The sequence below is a fragment of the Leptospiraceae bacterium genome (genome assembly GCA_024233835.1).
Lineage (GTDB): Bacteria > Spirochaetota > Leptospiria > Leptospirales > Leptospiraceae > JACKPC01.
The window spans coordinates 323,358-339,104 of the sequence record JACKPC010000002.1 but is presented as its reverse complement, the minus strand read 5'-3'; the positions used below and the strand labels follow the sequence as shown (position 1 = coordinate 339,104).

Here is a 15,747-nt window from a genome sequence, read left to right as displayed (position 1 = left end):
TCTATTGACCGCAATGATAGGAATGGAAATACTTTATTCGGAAGATTTTTTGGGGCACAGGTAGAATGAGCAAAGACAGAAATAATTCAACAGAAGGTTTTGATTTTTCTCAAGATGTAGACTTTGGTATGAATGATGCACCTTTAAAGTCCGATCAGTTTCAAATTGCTGCTGAACTCATCTCTATTGATAATGAAATAACTGATAAAATGTTATTTTCGAAAGATTTTCCGGAAACAAATCCCACAAGGCTTATTTTTCAACCTCATACTTCTCGTACAACAAGTTTATTGAAGGAAATACTCCGTTTAATTTTCCAGAGGCAGCAAAAAATAATAGAAATGCACGGTAAAAAAGTGCATCCTCACTATTTTTTAACCATAGATAAACTTTCTGAACTTCTTAACAAAAATAATTCGATACCTTTGACCGAAAAAACTCCCACTCATCTGGATAGTGCTTTGAAGCAGATGATAGATTTTTTTAATGGAGGAGCCAAGAAGATTGGCTATCTTTATCCTTATCTCTTCCAACATGAGGGTTATATAGAATCGAAAGTAGTTCTTATTTCTCCTCAAATCGAAAAAGAAGTTTCTACCTCTGTTTTCCGAAAGGCCTGTTTCTTGTTTTCTTTAGATGCTATTCATTCTATTCTTGAAGGAAAAACAAGTTTTGAATCTCCGGAAGGAAAACTGGAGAATATTCTGGTAAGAAAATCCAAGTATGGTCCCTGGTTGTATCCAAGACTGGGAGCTGTTGATTATTATTTACAGGAGATAATCAAACCCGGTTTTAAACCCTATCCTTCTATACGTTTACAGGATTTTATGGATGATTTTATGGAATATGGGCTTCGGTCCGACAAAATCCTTGAAGTCTTACCTGATTATCATATTATAAACAGTCAACCAGCCCTCGATAAGGATGGGAGTTTTATTCGTGAGCCAGAACTTTACAGACAGATTCGAATGCATTTTTATTCTCTCGAAAAATATTGTGTTCACTACTTCAAAAAGATTTCTTCTGAACGTGGGTTTCATTTGATACAAAAGAGAGTACAGGACTATGTACACGCTTATCCTTCTCCACAGACAACTCCTCTGGATTTACCAACGAAAGAGAGAGAGCAGGAATTATTCTCAATAATTGAAGATTTTCCTTTCGACGTAAGACATAGCGAAATGATGAAAGAGTTACAGGAAACCTGCTTTTATAGCCTTCGCTTGCTAAAGGCCCTGATTTCGGAGATCGGTTCGATTCAGGAAAAACAGGGTGAACAAAATCAAAAACGCTTTTTAGAACAATTGGAAACAAAAATCCAAACTTATACAAAAGAAAAATTAACCCTGATGCCTATTGATTTAAACGCTCTAACGGAGGCCGGTCGTATAGAAACTGCGGAACAAAAAGCCAGGACTCGGATTAAAGCGAAGAGCCTCATACGTGCGAAATATGCTGTCTATGAAACACAGAAGGATGATGGAAAGATACATACTTATGTAGTAGACCCAGCCTATATGACAGCTGTAGTAAATAACCTTCAACTACTTTCTATTGAGAATTCATCTTATGATATGCAGTTTAAAATTGCACGTTTACTGGCAGAACAGCTTAAAGCCGCCAGGCATCCACGACTTGATAGTCTGATTGATCCAAAAGAATTAGAAGAATTACAATCAAAAATCTCACAAACTGAAGAAGCTCTACTAAAGAAAAAAAAGAAAGAAGAGATGTTGGGCCGATTTAATCCGGTAGCAGGAGTAGGAGGCTTTGTTTTAAGTTTTGTTGTTTTTGTGATTCTTTATGTTTTAACAGATTCTCCTGCCCTGTTGTTTGCGGGTTTTATTATTAGTATATTTACAGGTGGGATGTTTTCTATTTTAATAAAAGGAAAGAAGAAGAAAACGGGAGCTGAAATTTTTCAGGAAATGGGACTCAGTCCGGATAAGCAAAATTTGCAAGCGATTATGAACACCGGTACTGCGATACTTTTTAAAAAGAAATATAGTTCTATTCAAGAAAAATTTCATGATAGGAAAAGTTTAAGACAGACAATCTCTGCTAATATACCTCAATTTAAAGCTTCTTCTGTCTATCTTTCAAAAATGAAAAATGATGAAAAGGTAATTTCTACGATTGAGAATGTGATTCTTTTAAGTTCAGCGGTTATTTCAGTTCCGAAAGAAATACTACCGGCAAATAAATCCGATATAATTGTTTTGAGTAAGCAGGATTTGAAAATTGCCAGTATCAGAGCACAACTGGTTGAATTTTTTAAGTATGAAATGGCTATGGAATCTTCTGAACTTGGAAAGAAATATTACAATTTTATTATAAACTCAATTGAAATAGATTACTCGCGGTATTTGCGTAGTCGCTCTCTTCCAAAAATGGATAGCTTAAGGAATTAGTTTTTCTAACCTGTAAAGACTATCTATAATTTGTTTCATTTCATTATCGAAAACTTCTCTTTCTTCCCGTGCCAGTGACTTTCCTTGTAAAGAGTCTTCTAAATACTTGAAAGCATCACTCGTGAGATGTAAAATTCCACCCGCAGGGTTTCCTTCTTTAATCAGTTGTCCGATATAGTCTATATTCCGTTTTAACATGCTGCCCTGTTTCATAGTACTTCCCAAAATAATAAACTTACTTAATAATATCGAGAATTTTTTTTACTTCTTCCTGAATTTCTGGTAATTCTTTTCCATAAGAATGAATTTTCTTGGAGGTGCCGGATGAATTAATCTCATAAAGAATGAAATTCTCCTCGGTAAATTTGGATTTTTCTAACTTATAAAGGTGTTCAGCTTTCCTCGTTTTACGGTTATAAACTATGATTTTATGATAATAAAACCCTTCACGGGAGGAGTTAATCGGATAAGGAAGGAAAAATTCAGAAGCCAGGATTAGATAATGGGAATGAATTACGGCCTGTCTTAAATAATGTGATAAATTGAGAGGATAATTCGCTTTAACATACTCATCTTTATGCTTTTCATTCCATATACGCAATATCTTTTTTCTTATTTTGGCTGCGTTTTCTTTTTTTCCCTGACCGTTTAAAACAATTTCATACAAAGAAAGAATATCTATATTTCCACTATATTCCTTGTAGTTATCAATTATAACTTTTCTTGCTTCTTTCCAATCCTCAGCGTAAATATTTTCCCAAATTTTTTCACTTAGGGAAGAGGGAAGTTTATCTGATGCAAGAAGAGAAAATGTAAAAAGTAGAAATATAGAAAAAGTAAGCTTATAATGTTTCAATAAATTCGGCAATTCTTCTTAACCCCTCAATAAAAACTTCTGTTGATGTAATGAGACTGATTACAATATAGCAACCTTCATTTGAAAATTCAAACATATAACCGGGATGAACATAAACTGATTTTTGTGAAAGTAAGTTCAGACAAAATTCTTCATCAGTAAAATCCGTTTGAAAAAATAAGACGATATACCAGCCTCCATCCGGTTTGATATAGGAAACGTTCTTTTGATTTCTTATCATTTCTTCTAATAAAGTTAAATTGTGCTCGATTCGACTCAAGATTTGGTCCTGTATTTTTTCACGAAGAGAAAGAAGTTCTGAAGCTCCAACCATTACCTGGGTATTTACAGATAGGTATGTATCTGTAATAATTTCCAGTGCCTGACCGGCTTCTTCCTGAAACTTTTTATTTCCTTCGAGATACATCCAGCTGAGTTTAAGCTGCGGGAGACCTAAAACTTTTGAAAAACCACTCATCGTAATCACCGGTGTATCCTGAGAATTGAAATGGATGTACTTATGATTAAAAGTATAATCAGCAAAGACTTCATCTATTAGAAGTATAATTTTGTATTTCTTACAGAATTCAAGAATACGATCTGCTTCTTTTTGATTAAGATTCTTTCCTATAGGGTTATTCGGTTGAACGACTATACAAATTTTTGTTTTTTTACTGCGTTTCGCCTCTAACTCATCAAAGTCAAAGGAATAAGAAAAGCTGTTGGGACTAAGCTCTTTTCGTTTTAAATGATATTTAATGGCTACTACACTTTCGAGATTAGCAATAAAATCATAAAGAGGATACCCCGGTGCCTGGATTAAAATTTCGTCTCCAACATTGCAAAAAAGTTTAATAAGATGACTTACAGCCTCAGAGGTTCCGGCTGTAAGATAGAGATTAGCCGGTTGAACTTCTTTTCCTCTTTCTGAGTAATACTTAGAGATTGCATTTCGAGCCGAAATAAGTCCTTTAGGACTTGGATAGTACTTAAAAATTTCGTTTCTTGTTAATGCAAATTTGATTTCGTTTTCCGGATAGCTTAAACCGGCAATAGTGGGGTTCGAAACAGTTAGATCTAAATAAGGAATTCCCTTTTTTTTTATCTCACTAATTTTCTTAGCTAGAAGGTTTATTCCCCTATAGGATTCGAATTTTCCCGATATATATGTCATTATCGCTCGCTTTTTATTGAAAAGCATCTATGTAAATTTAAAATGACCATCTACACAGGCTACAATTAATTATCGAACTACAGAAATTTAACCTTAAAGCTACTGTAGTAACAAATAAAAAGAAGTGAGCTTTTACCCACTCTTTTTATTTGGTATTAAATATTTATTTTTTTTCAACCGGGATTGTTTCTTTTTTTGGTGTTTCAGCATCCGGCTTTTTAGTTTCTGTATTTTCGTTCTTTGGTGTATTGCTCATGGACGGAGCCGTTTTATCAGGTATCAATTTACCTTCCGGTGGAATAAGTTTATCCTGTTTACTGGCAAACAAAAAAGAAAGAAGCAAAGAAAGAAGAATAAAAGAAAGAGCAGTGTACCTGGTTACTTTAGTTAGTACATCTGCACTTGATGAACCAAAAGGAGTCTGACTGGCTCCTCCGCCCATCAAACCCCCCATTCCTCCACCTTTTGTCTGGAAGAAAGTGACTAAAAGAATCAGAATCACTGCTGAAAAAATAAATAAAGAAAGCACCAAACCTGTTAAAAAACCCATACCTTGACCTTTTCGATTATTAGATTTAGATAGAATGCCTAAAGTAAAGCCATGTAGGAATCAGCTTTTTGGCTGGCTCCTCCCACAAGAGCTCCATCAATGTCAGGCATATCTAATAAAGATTTTATATTGTCCGGTTTTACAGAACCACCGTACAATATGGATATACTGTCACTAATCTGTGAACCGTATAAACCTTCAAGCTCTTTTCTTATTGCAAGATGAACTTCCTGTGCTTGTTCAGGTGTGGCTACTTTTCCGGTTCCAATAGCCCATACGGGTTCATATGCAAGGATAATTTTAGAGACATTTCCTTTATTTACATCTTTAAGGCCACCTAAAAGTTGAGTTTTTATAACCTCTAGAGTTTTATTACTCTCCCTTTCTTCGAGGGTTTCTCCAATGCAAAGTACCGGTATCATTTGATGCTCTAAAACAAAATGAACTTTTTGATTCAAGAATGCGTCCGTTTCTTTTATGAATTGTCTTCTTTCGGAGTGTCCAATTAGTATATGGGTAACACCGAAGTCTCTCATTTGTTCTACAGAGTTTTCACCGGTAAAGGCAGCGGGAGCTGATGGATAAATATTCTGAGCTCCCAGAATCACCCTGGTATCTTTCAAGATGTCAGCTACAACCGGTATATGAACGGCTGAAGGAAAAACCATGATTTCTCTATCGGGAGAGGCCTGGGAAAGTCCGGAACTAATCCCTTCAGCTAGCTCACGGGCCTGTTTCAGCCCGAGATTCATTTTCCAGTTTCCTGCAATAATTACTTTACGCATTATTCTACTCCTGCATGTTTTAGGATGGCTGCCACACCCGGCAAAATTCTTCCTTCCATAAATTCAAGAGAAGCACCACCACCTGTTGAAATGTGGGTGATTTTATCTTCGACACCGGCTTTATTAATAGCAGCGATTGAATCTCCGCCACCTACAACAGTTTTTGCGTCACATTTGGCAAGAATTTTAGCAATTTGAACGGTTCCATTTGCAAACTTATCCATTTCAAAAACACCCATGGGTCCATTCCAAAAAACGGTTCCGGCGCTTTTTATGATTTTTTCAAAATTTGCTATGGTTTTAGGGCCTATATCCATACCCATCCAACCATCAATAATCCCCATTTTATCCACGTTTTTCGTTTTAGCTTTTTCGGAAAAGCTGTCTGCGATAACATGATCAACAGGTAATTGGAAATCAATATTGGCATAGGAAGCCTTGTCCATAATCTGGTAAGCCTGTACTTCAAAATCCTTTTCAAACAGAGAAGAACCAATAGGTACCGCACGTGATTTCAGGAAGGTATAAGCCATGCCTCCACCGATAAGCATGTGGTCGACTTTATTCATCAGGTTATTCAGGATTTTGATTTTGGAAGAAACCTTGGCACCACCGATAATGGCTACAAAAGGTTTGTCCGGTTTACTTACTATGTCGGTGAGTACTTCAATTTCTCTGTACATCAGAGTTCCTGCATAAGCAGGTAGATAATTGGCTACACCTTCTGTAGAAGCATGGGCCCTGTGAGCAGTTCCAAAAGCATCATTAATATAAATATCTGCCAGTTTACTCAAAGCTTTGGAAAATTCGGGGTCGTTCTTTTCTTCTTCGGGATAAAAGCGAATATTTTCTAACATGAGAATCTCACCTTCAGCGAGTTCTTCCGTCATTTTTACAACTTCATCGCCTATCGCTTTTTCTGAAAACTTAACTTCTTTTCCTATAATCTCGGCAAACTTATCTTTGACCGGTTTTAAAGAATACTTGGGATTCGCCTGTCCATCCGGTCTACCGAGGTGCGTAGTGATGATTAACCTGGCACCACGATTCACCAGAAGTTCTATCGTAGGAAGTGTTTTACGAATTCTGGTATCATCGCTAACTTTCCCGTCCTGAAGTGGAACATTAAAGTCCACCCGAAGGAGGACTCTTTTATCTTTTACATCTAAGGTTTCTATTCTGGGTAATTTCATACTCTAAATTAACCTTTAGAAGCCATATACCTGATTAAGTCAACTACTCTGTTAGAATATCCCATTTCATTGTCATACCAGGAGACCAGTTTGAAGAATTTGGAATTTAAACCGATGCAGGCACCGGAGTCAAAAATGGAAGAAAGTGCAGAACCGGTAAAGTCTGTAGAAACCACTTCTTCTTCAGTATATCCTAAAATACCTTTTAAAGCACCTTCAGAAGCTGTTTTCATAGCTTTCTTGATTTCATCCATACTGGTTTCTTTGCTTGTTTTTACTGTCAGGTCAACAACAGAAACGTCGGGAGTTGGAACGCGGAAAGCCATACCGGTAAGTTTTCCGGCTACTTCCGGAATACAAAGAGAAACAGCTTTTGCGGCACCGGTTGAGGCAGGAATGATGTTTTGAGCTGCACCGCGGCCACCACGAAAATCTTTTTTAGAAGGACCGTCAACAGTAGGCTGAGTTGCGGTCATCGCATGAACGGTTGTCATTAAACCTTCTTCGATTCCAAAATTATCAAGAATTACTTTGACGATGGGGGCCAGACAGTTGGTTGTGCAGGAAGCATTGGAAACAATATTGTCTTTAGACGGATTGTATTTTTCATGGTTTACTCCCATTACGAAAGTGGGAATATCGGCATCTTTAGCAGGTGCGGAGATTACTACTTTTTTAGCTCCGGCATTTAGATGCTTTTGAGAACCTTCGCGGGTAGTGAAAAGCCCGGTAGATTCGATTACAAAGTCGACTCCCAATTCTTTCCAGGGGAGTTTTTCAGGGTCTCTTTCTGCGAAGCATTTTACTTTTTTTCCATTTATAATGAGGTTGTCGGCATCATGTTCTACTGTTCCATTGAATTTACCGTGAGTAGAATCATATTTGAATAGATAGGCCAGGTTATCGGATGGAACGAGGTCATTAATCGCTACAAATTCCAGGTTAGGGTCTGACAATCCGGCTCTGAGAACCAGTCTTCCAATTCTACCAAATCCATTAATTGCAATTTTAGTCATGCAGGTATTCTCCTAAATTTAACACCCCGCCATTGAGACAGGAGTTGATTATAATAATTTATAACTTAAGTCACATCCTATTTTACCTATCCAGACGATAAAGAACATTTTTTAGAAAAAACACGATTGTTTTTATAAAAAATATCAGTTAGAAGCTCTATCAATTATTGGAAGGAGAAGTGAGCAGGCAACACTTTCCTATAGAAAGTGTTTTAGTATATGCGGCTAAAAATCACTGGCAAATAAAGGTTCAATACGAAGTTTATACAGGTTTCCTTAACCCACGATTTAAGGAAAAATCTCGCTTACCTTAAGGGAGAATCCTTCTATGGCTTTGGAGTGTATGGTTCCTGTTTTATCGAGAGTTTTTGTTTTGAACATAATGCCCATGCGATTATGGTAGACTTCGATGTTTTCCTGCATGGGGTTTACAATCCAGTATTCGGTAACACCGAAGGTTCCGTAGAGCTTCATCTTCTTTTTCCTGTCTGTTGCAACATTGCCTTTGGAGAGAATTTCCACTACGAAGTCAGGAGCCCCATGAATGAGCCTGTCAATGATTGAGGAACGCTTGATAGAAACAAAAACGATGTCGGGCTGTACTACAGTCTTCTCGTCTAACTTCACGTCTACAGGGGAGTAGAGCAGCTCACCTAAGTTATTTTTTAACAAATAGGTTTGAATTGCATAGACAATAGTTCTGGATATTCTCTGATGTTTAATTTCCGGTGCTGCCATAAAGATAAGTTCTCCCTCGATGAGTTGGAAGGGTGCACCTTCCGGTAGGCTCATATAATCCTCGAAGCTATATTGTTTTCCCTCCTGAATCTCGGCCATTAGGTACTGTTTTGATGCCTCATCAAAAAAGATAAGCTTTCCCTCGAAGAAAGCCCAGTTTCTCCCTCCTAAAAGCTCTTCCGGCTCGAATGGCCTGATTAGTTCAGCTGACATAGAAACAAAATTTAAGTATTTGGAAAAAGCTGTCAAGTAATTTTGACCTCTACGTCTTCTTTCCGAATCTCTGTGGACTGGTAGATCGGAAAAAGTATAGGCTTTCCTGACTTGCTTAATTACTTGCTTTCATTGCAAGTATAAAAAAAAATGAAGGAAACTGGAGGATATGAATTGGAAAAGCAATGGATGATTTATGGAGCGAATGGTTATACCGGGGAGTTAATCGCCAGAGAGTCTAAAAAATTAGGCTTAAAACCGATTCTTGCAGGACGAAATCGGGCAAAAGTTGAAAAACTTGCCGGTGAGTTAGGATTTGAATCTAGAGTTTTTCCTATTTCGGATATAAAAGAAGTTAGTGATAACATCAAAGATATTTTTTTTGTTCTCCATTGTGCCGGCCCCTTCATTGAAACGAGTCAGGTCATGGCAGCAGCCTGCATATCAAGTCGGGTTCATTACCTTGATATTACGGGAGAAATTCCGGTTTTTCAACATCTTCAAGGATTAGATGAAAAAGCAAAAATAAACGATGTAATGCTTTTACCCGGAGTAGGCTTTGATATAGTTCCAACCGATTGTCTTGCTAAGAAGTTAAAAGAAGCCATGCCGGAAGGTAGAACTTTGAGACTTGGTTTTTTTGGTTTGAGTGACATCAGTCGAGGAACCCTGAAAAGTATGTTAAAGCAAATTCCTAATGGTTCTATGATTCGCAGGAACGGAAGACTGGAAATTATTCCTCAATTATCTGTGAAAAAAAGGGTAAGAATACAGGGACAGGAACATAGTTTTTTTGCCATTCCCTGGGGTGACGTTTTTACTGCCTATTATTCTACTGGAATTGAGAATATTAGTGTATTCTTTTCTATTCCTGAAGCAGCAGCTAACTTCATTAGTTTTTTTGCACCCTTTACTTCTCTTTTAAAATTGGAACCTGTATTGCAGGCAACCGGTTCTATAGTGGATATAATGATAGAAGGTCCGAATAAACAAAAAAGAGAGGAAGGAAGATCTTTCATCTGGGGTGAAATTGAAAATAGTAATGGTGAAGTTTTAATGCTGCAATATGAAACTAGAGAAGGTTATCGTTTAACGGTGGATGCATCTCTTATAATCATTGAAGAAATTTTAAATGGAAAAGTAAGGACAGGTTTTTGTACTCCATCTATGCTTTTAGGTTCTGAATTATTGGACAGAATACCGGGTACAAAAATAATGATTTAGATAATAGGTATCATCTAATATTCGAATGAAAGGTTTAGATTTATGATAGAAGAACAATCCAGCTATGAAGGTTTGCAGAGTCATATACCTGAGTTAATGACTCCGGTAATTGAAGCATTTGAAAATGTATACGCAGGAAGAGATTATTTAATCGAGTTTAGTATTCCTGAGTTTACGGCAATTTGTCCCAAGACGGGTCTTCCTGATTTTGGAAGGATTGATATTAGCTATAAACCAAATAAGATTTGTGCTGAACTAAAGTCTTTGAAAGAATATTTTTTCTTTTTTCGTAATATCGGGATATTTCATGAAAATGTAGTGAATAAAGTTTGTGAGGATTTTATTAAACATATAGATCCTTTGTACTTAAAAGTAGTAGGGGATTACAATATCAGGGGTGGAGTAAAAACACTTGTTAGTAGAGAATATATAAAAAAGAGTTAAAGTTCTCCGATTTCAAGCCTGTTTCTTCCGTTTGATTTGGCTCTATAAAGGGCTTTATCAGCTCGAGACATTAGCTCTGTACTACTTTCACCATTATGATATTCTGAAATACCGAGGCTAATTGTAACATTTCGGGTAATGGGAAAATTATGATTACTTACTAATATACGAATCTTTTCTGCCAGGTTCTCAGCTCCTTCCAGAGAAGTTTTACTACAAAGAATAATAAACTCTTCTCCTCCCCAGCGACAAAAGGTATCGGAAGAACGTATCTTTGCTTTTATGATTCTTGAAAGTTCGATTAATACTTCATCACCTTTATCGTGACCGTATGTATCATTTATTTGCTTAAAATGATCTATATCAAAGATAATCAGAGATAAAGAAATCCCATTCTGAGCTTCTTTAATTAATTCGGATATAACTTCATTGAATTTTCTTCGATTATAGATACGGGTTAATTGATCCATATTCGCTTCTTTTTCAAGGCTTGCTGTTTGTTTATCTAATTCAGTAATATCAACGAATGAGATAATATAGTTATCTTCATAAGGTATTTTGTTGTATTTAATTAGAAAAGTCTTATAATCTTCTGTTCTTTTATCGAAGATTTTTACCTTGTTCTGAGAAGGTGGATTTTCATTGAGTGTGTTTAGCCAGTTATTACTGCAATCTTCACTAAATACATAACCTTCTTCCTGAGAAAAAACTTGTGGTAAATACTGGTGTTTATTTTTAAAATCTTCCAGATTTGAACAGTTGAAGAAATAAAGAAATTTTTTATTTGCTTCATAAATATCTCTTCCATCTGTCATTATCAACATATCCGCCTGAAAATCCAGAAGAGTTTGCATTCGGATGGTATGTTTCTGAACCTCTTTTTTTAGACGTAGTTCTCTTGTAAGTTTTGCTAAAAGGGAATATAGGAAATCTTTATCCAGAGGCTTTACAATGAAGGCATGAACTCTTGTTTTGATGGCGTCGAGAAGATATTCGGTATCGGTATGTGCAGTTATAATGATAACCTGGACATCTTTATTTTTAGCCATGGCTAATTTGCCGAGTGTTAAACCATCCATATTAGGAAGATTTATATCAGTTAAAAGGACATCGGGTTGATTTTTTTTAAAGCTTTCTAAACCTTCCAGTCCATCGGAAGCGATATAAACCGTTGATACCATCTTTTGTAAGATACGGTTTGTTACTTCTCTTACTAATGGTTCATCCTCGACAAATAGAACACTTATCTCTAATTTTTTCATCAGAGAAAGAAAAGATTATTGTTTTTTAGAATCAGGTAATGAAGCAGAGAGTGAAGTATAAATTTGCTCAGCGAGTCCCAGATTTTCGCTCTGAGAAATCTTTTTAGCGTATTCATCATACAGCATATCTTCAAAAATTTCCTCGGCATGTCCTCCGGAAATAAGACCGGATTTATTAACACTTTTTTTCATCTGACTTAGCATCATTTTAACAAATATAGATTCAAACTCAACACTTGCATTATAAAGTTTCTTTTTATAAGGATCAGTTTTCACTTCATCTTTAATGTTTTTTGGAATTGATACAGAAGAAGAGGGGACTTTACCTTCAATCTTCTTATTTACCTCTTCTCTGAGTAGTTTTTCAAAAGATTGAGAAGAACCGCTGTATTTTTCTAAATCAGCTTTCGCTTTTTCAAATCTTTCTAGTTCTTTGGGATTTAAAATGTTTAGTCTATCCGTATAGTCTGAAATAGGATTCATTGTATCATTACCTCTGCGTGAAGAGCTCCTGCTGTTTTTAAAGCTTCTAGTATTGCAATTATATCTTTAGTAGATAAACCTAATTTATTTAAAGCATCTACTACATCTGAAACAGTAGTTGCTTCTTCAATTTTTTGAATCTCAGGTTTCTTTTCCTTTTTTTCATCTTCTCCCAGGTAAAGGGGATAAGGGCTTTTCTGGACTTTAATATTCATCCCCTGCCGTGCTATGGCAACTTCTTCAAGTCCAATATTTCCACCCATAACAATAACACCTGTTCTTTCGTTGATGACAACTCTTGCTTTTGAACTTGTTTTTACTTTGATCTTTTCTAAGTCCGCTAAAAATGCAAGCGGATTTTCTTTACGAGATTCCGGAATCTCAATCTCTAATTCTGAAGGAGAGACTGCTTTAGATTTTACCTGAAAGTTAGAATCAAATCTTTCTTTTAGCTGGTTCAGGGTACCGAAATCCTGATCTTTCAACCTTATTCTGAAAATTTTTTGCTGAAAGAAGTCGGATTTTAACTCTTTTTCAATAATTCCGCCACGATTAATGATTCCTACTGTGTTCTTTTGCTTCCTGGATAGAGAACTCCTTTCACCTGAGTCTTTACCTCCAATGGCTATATTGCCGGAAGCTACCGCATAGGTTTCACCATTTATGGATTTTAAGGGAGTTTGCAAAAGGACACCACCTTCCAGAGATTTTGCATCTCCGATGGAAGAAATGGTTACATCTACTCGGTCCCCGGCTTTTCCATAAGAAGGAATGCTGGCTGTTACGAGAACTGAGGCGATATTTCGATACTGAGCATTTTTGCCGGCTGAACTAACTCCCAGGTTCTTTAAATAATTTTTCATGCTCTCTGAGGTGACATTGCTTTTCGTATCACCGGTGCCACCAAGACCCACTACGATTCCGTATCCGCTCAAATGGTTTTCTCGGATGCCTTCAATGGAGGCAATATCTTTCAAGAAAACCTCGAGAGCAAAACCCGGTAAAGAAAAGCATACCAAAAGAAGGGTTATAATTTTATATTTCATTTACTTTCTCCCAGCATTCGCTTCATATATTGTAAAATAATCTGTTGCTTTTCGGATTCAGAAAGCTCTGCCCTGGGAATTGTCTCACCATTTCTTCCTGGATAGGTTTTCATTTTAATATCTGGATCCTGAAGATTTCTTTTCGTTGGATTTGATATGAGTTCAATTTTTAGATTCGCAATAGAGTCTGATTCAATAGATCTATGATTCTTTAAATCGTCAGGGGCGATTAAACCGGAAAGACGAATTTCATAAATCTGGTTATCAAATTGACTTATCTTATTTCCTGCTATGTTTAACACCCCGGTTTTGGGGTCTCTGGCCGTGACCAGAACGGAAAGGCTACCAATAAACTTATTTTTGGATTTGGTGAGGCCATTATCTTTTTGAACCACGCTTCTATCGGAATAAAAACCTTTTATTTCAGGCACGTATTTTTTATCGGGCGTGCTCTTTATGGAATGGTTTTCGTCTCTCTGGGATTCAAAAAAATACTCAGCCTTAATATTATCTGTAATAAGGACTTTTATCGGAGTTCCAACAGGAACATTTTGTCCGCTGGAATAAGGGTTGGTATCTGTAAAGATTGATTGTGTCAGGACACCTGAAAACAGGGATAGAAAGAATGTAAGGAATAAAAATTGCTTTAGTCGCATGATATTAATAGTATCGTATGATTCGTTTAAGAAATTAGTTTAATTTGCCTGAATTTAAATAGCCGATGTTGTCTGAAAAAGGGGAAGCACAATATGAGCAGCTACTTTCTTTTCCAATTCGCTGGATGTTGATGAATCAATTACATTATAAAGTTTTATTCTTCCACCCAGACTTCGCAAACCATTCTTAATAATGGTAAGACCGATTCCAAACCCCAGCTCTTCCCGAAAGTATCTTTCATCATACATATTATTTAATTTATAAAATGGTTCAAAAACAGAAAATTCTGCTTCGGAAGGAACTCCTTGAATACCAATAGTTATTTTTTGAAGGGAGTTTAATATGGTTATAGAAAGGCCTTCGGGAGATAAGAATTGCCTGAATTGAATTTTTGATTTTTCGGGAGAATATTTGAGTGCATTTGTCAATAGTTCTTTGAAGCTTATCTTTAAGAAATGTAAATTGGATTTTATTTGTTTTCCTTCTACCGGCGGTCCTAAGATTATTTCCTGATTTTTAATTTGCCGTATACTTTCAATTTCTTCGATACTTTTGTGGATACAATGATTTAGTTCATTTGAATCAATAGTTTGAATTTCGAAGTTTCTATCCATTAATTCCATCATATAGTCCATTCGTTCCTTCATTAACTGCAATGGCTCGGCATTGGAAATAATAGATTTGAGTATTTCTGTTTGGACTTTCGTGTATTCCCCATCCTCTATCATAAACATTTGCAGAAAATCTACAAGACTTACCAGATTTCCGACTCCCATTCCCTGGTATATAGAATGAACTATGGTTTCAATAATATTGCGACCTGTCTTTTGCTTTTCTTTTAATCTTTCTTCTTCTTTCCTGAGCAGGAATTCGTATTCTTTTTTTTTAAGTCCATCAAATTCGGAAAGAAGGGAATCGGTATTACTTACCCTATAATCTAAAAATCGTAAAGCTTTTTCAACTGAGTCCTGTAAGACTTCTATTTTAATTGGTTTTTTTATATAGTCGTAAATGAAATTAAATGCTTTTTGATATAAGATATAATCTTCAACTTCTTTAACGATTTTTATGACTATAGTATTGGACTTAATTCTTTGTAAGCCTTTTAAAAATTCGATATCAAAGCTTTTGGAAAATGATTCGAGTAAAGCTACTTTGGGCTCATATTCTACAAGCAACTTTATTGCTGATTCCAGGTTATTGGTGGATATTACACTATAATTTTTTAATCTTTCTTCACATAAAGACAACTCTTCAGGTTGAGAAATATAAATCAAAATATCAATTGTCTTTTTTGTGATTTCTCTAAACATTCTCAGTCCAGGATATCCTTTATCATTGAAATAATTTGTGCTGGTCGAAAAGGTTTTACTATCCAGCCATTAGCACCGCTAGAAAATGCCTCATCCTTTAGAGAATCTTTGGATTCAGTGGTAAGCACAAGGATAGGAATCTCCGGATCTAATTTTCTGAGTTCCTTAATAAAAGTGATGCCATCCATTTCCGGCATATTAACATCGGTTATGACTATATCCGGTTTTTGTGCTGTAAAACAGGAAAGTCCTTCTTTTCCATCTCCGGCTTTGAGTACGGTAAATTCCGCCATTTCAAGGGTTTGAGCAACTATTGTCCTCATTGTTCCCGAATCATCCACAAATAACACTTTTTTCTTTTCCATATATTAACTATCCCCTC

At 36.1% G+C, this 15,747-nt stretch carries 17 protein-coding genes; 3 read left to right on the top strand and 14 right to left on the bottom strand.

The window, feature by feature from the left end:
- Positions 1 to 65 precede the first annotated feature (65 nt).
- Positions 66 to 2,411, top strand: a complete 2,346-nt coding sequence (locus H7A25_10805; GenBank protein ID MCP5500384.1) for a hypothetical protein — start codon at positions 66 to 68, stop codon at positions 2,409 to 2,411.
- Here H7A25_10805 and H7A25_10800 read toward each other — a convergent pair.
- The 8 genes from H7A25_10800 to H7A25_10765 all read right to left on the bottom strand — a co-directional run bounded on the left by H7A25_10800 (position 2,400) and on the right by H7A25_10765 (position 8,936).
- A complete protein-coding gene (locus H7A25_10800) occupies positions 2,400 to 2,624 on the bottom strand; it encodes a hypothetical protein (protein MCP5500383.1) in 225 nt (74 codons plus the stop codon). The two genes, H7A25_10805 and H7A25_10800, sit on opposite strands and share 12 nt — an antisense overlap.
- A gap of 22 nt (positions 2,625 to 2,646) precedes the next feature.
- The gene (locus H7A25_10795) at positions 2,647 to 3,279 is read right to left on the bottom strand and encodes a hypothetical protein (protein MCP5500382.1); all 633 of its coding nucleotides are present in this window, start codon (positions 3,277 to 3,279) and stop codon (positions 2,647 to 2,649) included.
- Positions 3,254 to 4,441 carry a pyridoxal phosphate-dependent aminotransferase gene (locus H7A25_10790; protein MCP5500381.1) on the bottom strand — a complete coding sequence of 396 codons (1,188 nt, stop codon included), beginning with the start codon at positions 4,439 to 4,441 and terminating at the stop codon, positions 3,254 to 3,256. Before H7A25_10790 ends, H7A25_10795 begins: the two co-directional genes overlap by 26 nt.
- A gap of 163 nt (positions 4,442 to 4,604) precedes the next feature.
- Positions 4,605 to 4,991 (bottom strand): preprotein translocase subunit SecG, encoded by a 387-nt coding sequence (secG, locus tag H7A25_10785; protein ID MCP5500380.1) that lies wholly within the window; start codon positions 4,989 to 4,991, stop codon positions 4,605 to 4,607.
- A gap of 38 nt (positions 4,992 to 5,029) precedes the next feature.
- Positions 5,030 to 5,776 (bottom strand): triose-phosphate isomerase, encoded by a 747-nt coding sequence (locus tag H7A25_10780; GenBank protein ID MCP5500379.1) that lies wholly within the window; start codon positions 5,774 to 5,776, stop codon positions 5,030 to 5,032.
- Positions 5,776 to 6,969, bottom strand: a complete 1,194-nt coding sequence (locus H7A25_10775; protein ID MCP5500378.1) for a phosphoglycerate kinase — start codon at positions 6,967 to 6,969, stop codon at positions 5,776 to 5,778. Before H7A25_10775 ends, H7A25_10780 begins: the two co-directional genes overlap by 1 nt.
- Positions 6,970 to 6,977: 8 nt before the next feature.
- Positions 6,978 to 7,985, bottom strand: a complete 1,008-nt coding sequence (gene gap / locus H7A25_10770; protein ID MCP5500377.1) for a type I glyceraldehyde-3-phosphate dehydrogenase — start codon at positions 7,983 to 7,985, stop codon at positions 6,978 to 6,980.
- 288 nt (positions 7,986 to 8,273) lie between these two features.
- Positions 8,274 to 8,936, bottom strand: coding sequence for a Uma2 family endonuclease (locus H7A25_10765; protein ID MCP5500376.1), 663 nt, complete (start codon positions 8,934 to 8,936; stop codon positions 8,274 to 8,276).
- Positions 8,937 to 9,125: 189 nt separating this feature from the next.
- On the opposite strand from H7A25_10765, the gene H7A25_10760 reads away from it, so the two are divergent.
- Positions 9,126 to 10,160 carry a saccharopine dehydrogenase NADP-binding domain-containing protein gene (locus H7A25_10760; protein MCP5500375.1) on the top strand — a complete coding sequence of 345 codons (1,035 nt, stop codon included), beginning with the start codon at positions 9,126 to 9,128 and terminating at the stop codon, positions 10,158 to 10,160.
- 42 nt (positions 10,161 to 10,202) lie between these two features.
- The gene (gene queF / locus H7A25_10755; GenBank protein ID MCP5500374.1) at positions 10,203 to 10,604 is read left to right on the top strand and encodes an NADPH-dependent 7-cyano-7-deazaguanine reductase QueF; all 402 of its coding nucleotides are present in this window, start codon (positions 10,203 to 10,205) and stop codon (positions 10,602 to 10,604) included.
- On the opposite strand, the gene H7A25_10750 is transcribed toward queF, so the two are convergent.
- The 6 genes from H7A25_10750 to H7A25_10725 are packed head-to-tail and all read right to left on the bottom strand — an operon-like array spanning position 10,601 to position 15,730.
- Positions 10,601 to 11,866, bottom strand: a complete 1,266-nt coding sequence (locus H7A25_10750; GenBank protein MCP5500373.1) for a diguanylate cyclase — start codon at positions 11,864 to 11,866, stop codon at positions 10,601 to 10,603. The two genes, queF and H7A25_10750, sit on opposite strands and share 4 nt — an antisense overlap.
- A gap of 15 nt (positions 11,867 to 11,881) precedes the next feature.
- On the bottom strand, positions 11,882 to 12,349 hold the full coding sequence (locus tag H7A25_10745) for a rod-binding protein (GenBank protein ID MCP5500372.1): 468 nt from the start codon (positions 12,347 to 12,349) through the stop codon (positions 11,882 to 11,884).
- A complete protein-coding gene (locus H7A25_10740) occupies positions 12,346 to 13,395 on the bottom strand; it encodes a flagellar basal body P-ring protein FlgI (protein MCP5500371.1) in 1,050 nt (349 codons plus the stop codon). Before H7A25_10740 ends, H7A25_10745 begins: the two co-directional genes overlap by 4 nt.
- Complete coding sequence (locus H7A25_10735) at positions 13,392 to 14,051, bottom strand: flagellar basal body L-ring protein FlgH (protein ID MCP5500370.1); 660 nt, start codon at positions 14,049 to 14,051, stop codon at positions 13,392 to 13,394. The genes H7A25_10740 and H7A25_10735 overlap by 4 nt, the downstream gene beginning before the upstream one ends.
- Positions 14,052 to 14,105: 54 nt before the next feature.
- Positions 14,106 to 15,365, bottom strand: a complete 1,260-nt coding sequence (locus H7A25_10730) for a hypothetical protein (protein ID MCP5500369.1) — start codon at positions 15,363 to 15,365, stop codon at positions 14,106 to 14,108.
- 2 nt (positions 15,366 to 15,367) lie between these two features.
- A complete protein-coding gene (locus tag H7A25_10725) occupies positions 15,368 to 15,730 on the bottom strand; it encodes a response regulator (protein ID MCP5500368.1) in 363 nt (120 codons plus the stop codon).
- Positions 15,731 to 15,747 lie beyond the last annotated feature (17 nt).

Coding starts and splice junctions, on each gene's coding strand:
- H7A25_10805 (MCP5500384.1), top strand. CDS start 66: ATGAGCAAAGACAGAAATAATTCAACAGAAGGTTTTGATTTTTCTCAA.
- H7A25_10800 (MCP5500383.1), bottom strand. CDS start 2,624: ATGAAACAGGGCAGCATGTTAAAACGGAATATAGACTATATCGGACAA.
- H7A25_10790 (MCP5500381.1), bottom strand. CDS start 4,441: ATGACATATATATCGGGAAAATTCGAATCCTATAGGGGAATAAACCTT.
- secG (MCP5500380.1), bottom strand. CDS start 4,991: ATGGGTTTTTTAACAGGTTTGGTGCTTTCTTTATTTATTTTTTCAGCA.
- H7A25_10780 (MCP5500379.1), bottom strand. CDS start 5,776: ATGCGTAAAGTAATTATTGCAGGAAACTGGAAAATGAATCTCGGGCTG.
- H7A25_10775 (MCP5500378.1), bottom strand. CDS start 6,969: ATGAAATTACCCAGAATAGAAACCTTAGATGTAAAAGATAAAAGAGTC.
- gap (MCP5500377.1), bottom strand. CDS start 7,985: ATGACTAAAATTGCAATTAATGGATTTGGTAGAATTGGAAGACTGGTT.
- H7A25_10765 (MCP5500376.1), bottom strand. CDS start 8,936: ATGTCAGCTGAACTAATCAGGCCATTCGAGCCGGAAGAGCTTTTAGGA.
- H7A25_10760 (MCP5500375.1), top strand. CDS start 9,126: ATGATTTATGGAGCGAATGGTTATACCGGGGAGTTAATCGCCAGAGAG.
- queF (MCP5500374.1), top strand. CDS start 10,203: ATGATAGAAGAACAATCCAGCTATGAAGGTTTGCAGAGTCATATACCT.
- H7A25_10750 (MCP5500373.1), bottom strand. CDS start 11,866: ATGAAAAAATTAGAGATAAGTGTTCTATTTGTCGAGGATGAACCATTA.
- H7A25_10745 (MCP5500372.1), bottom strand. CDS start 12,349: ATGAATCCTATTTCAGACTATACGGATAGACTAAACATTTTAAATCCC.
- H7A25_10740 (MCP5500371.1), bottom strand. CDS start 13,395: ATGAAATATAAAATTATAACCCTTCTTTTGGTATGCTTTTCTTTACCG.
- H7A25_10735 (MCP5500370.1), bottom strand. CDS start 14,051: ATGCGACTAAAGCAATTTTTATTCCTTACATTCTTTCTATCCCTGTTT.
- H7A25_10730 (MCP5500369.1), bottom strand. CDS start 15,365: ATGTTTAGAGAAATCACAAAAAAGACAATTGATATTTTGATTTATATT.
- H7A25_10725 (MCP5500368.1), bottom strand. CDS start 15,730: ATGGAAAAGAAAAAAGTGTTATTTGTGGATGATTCGGGAACAATGAGG.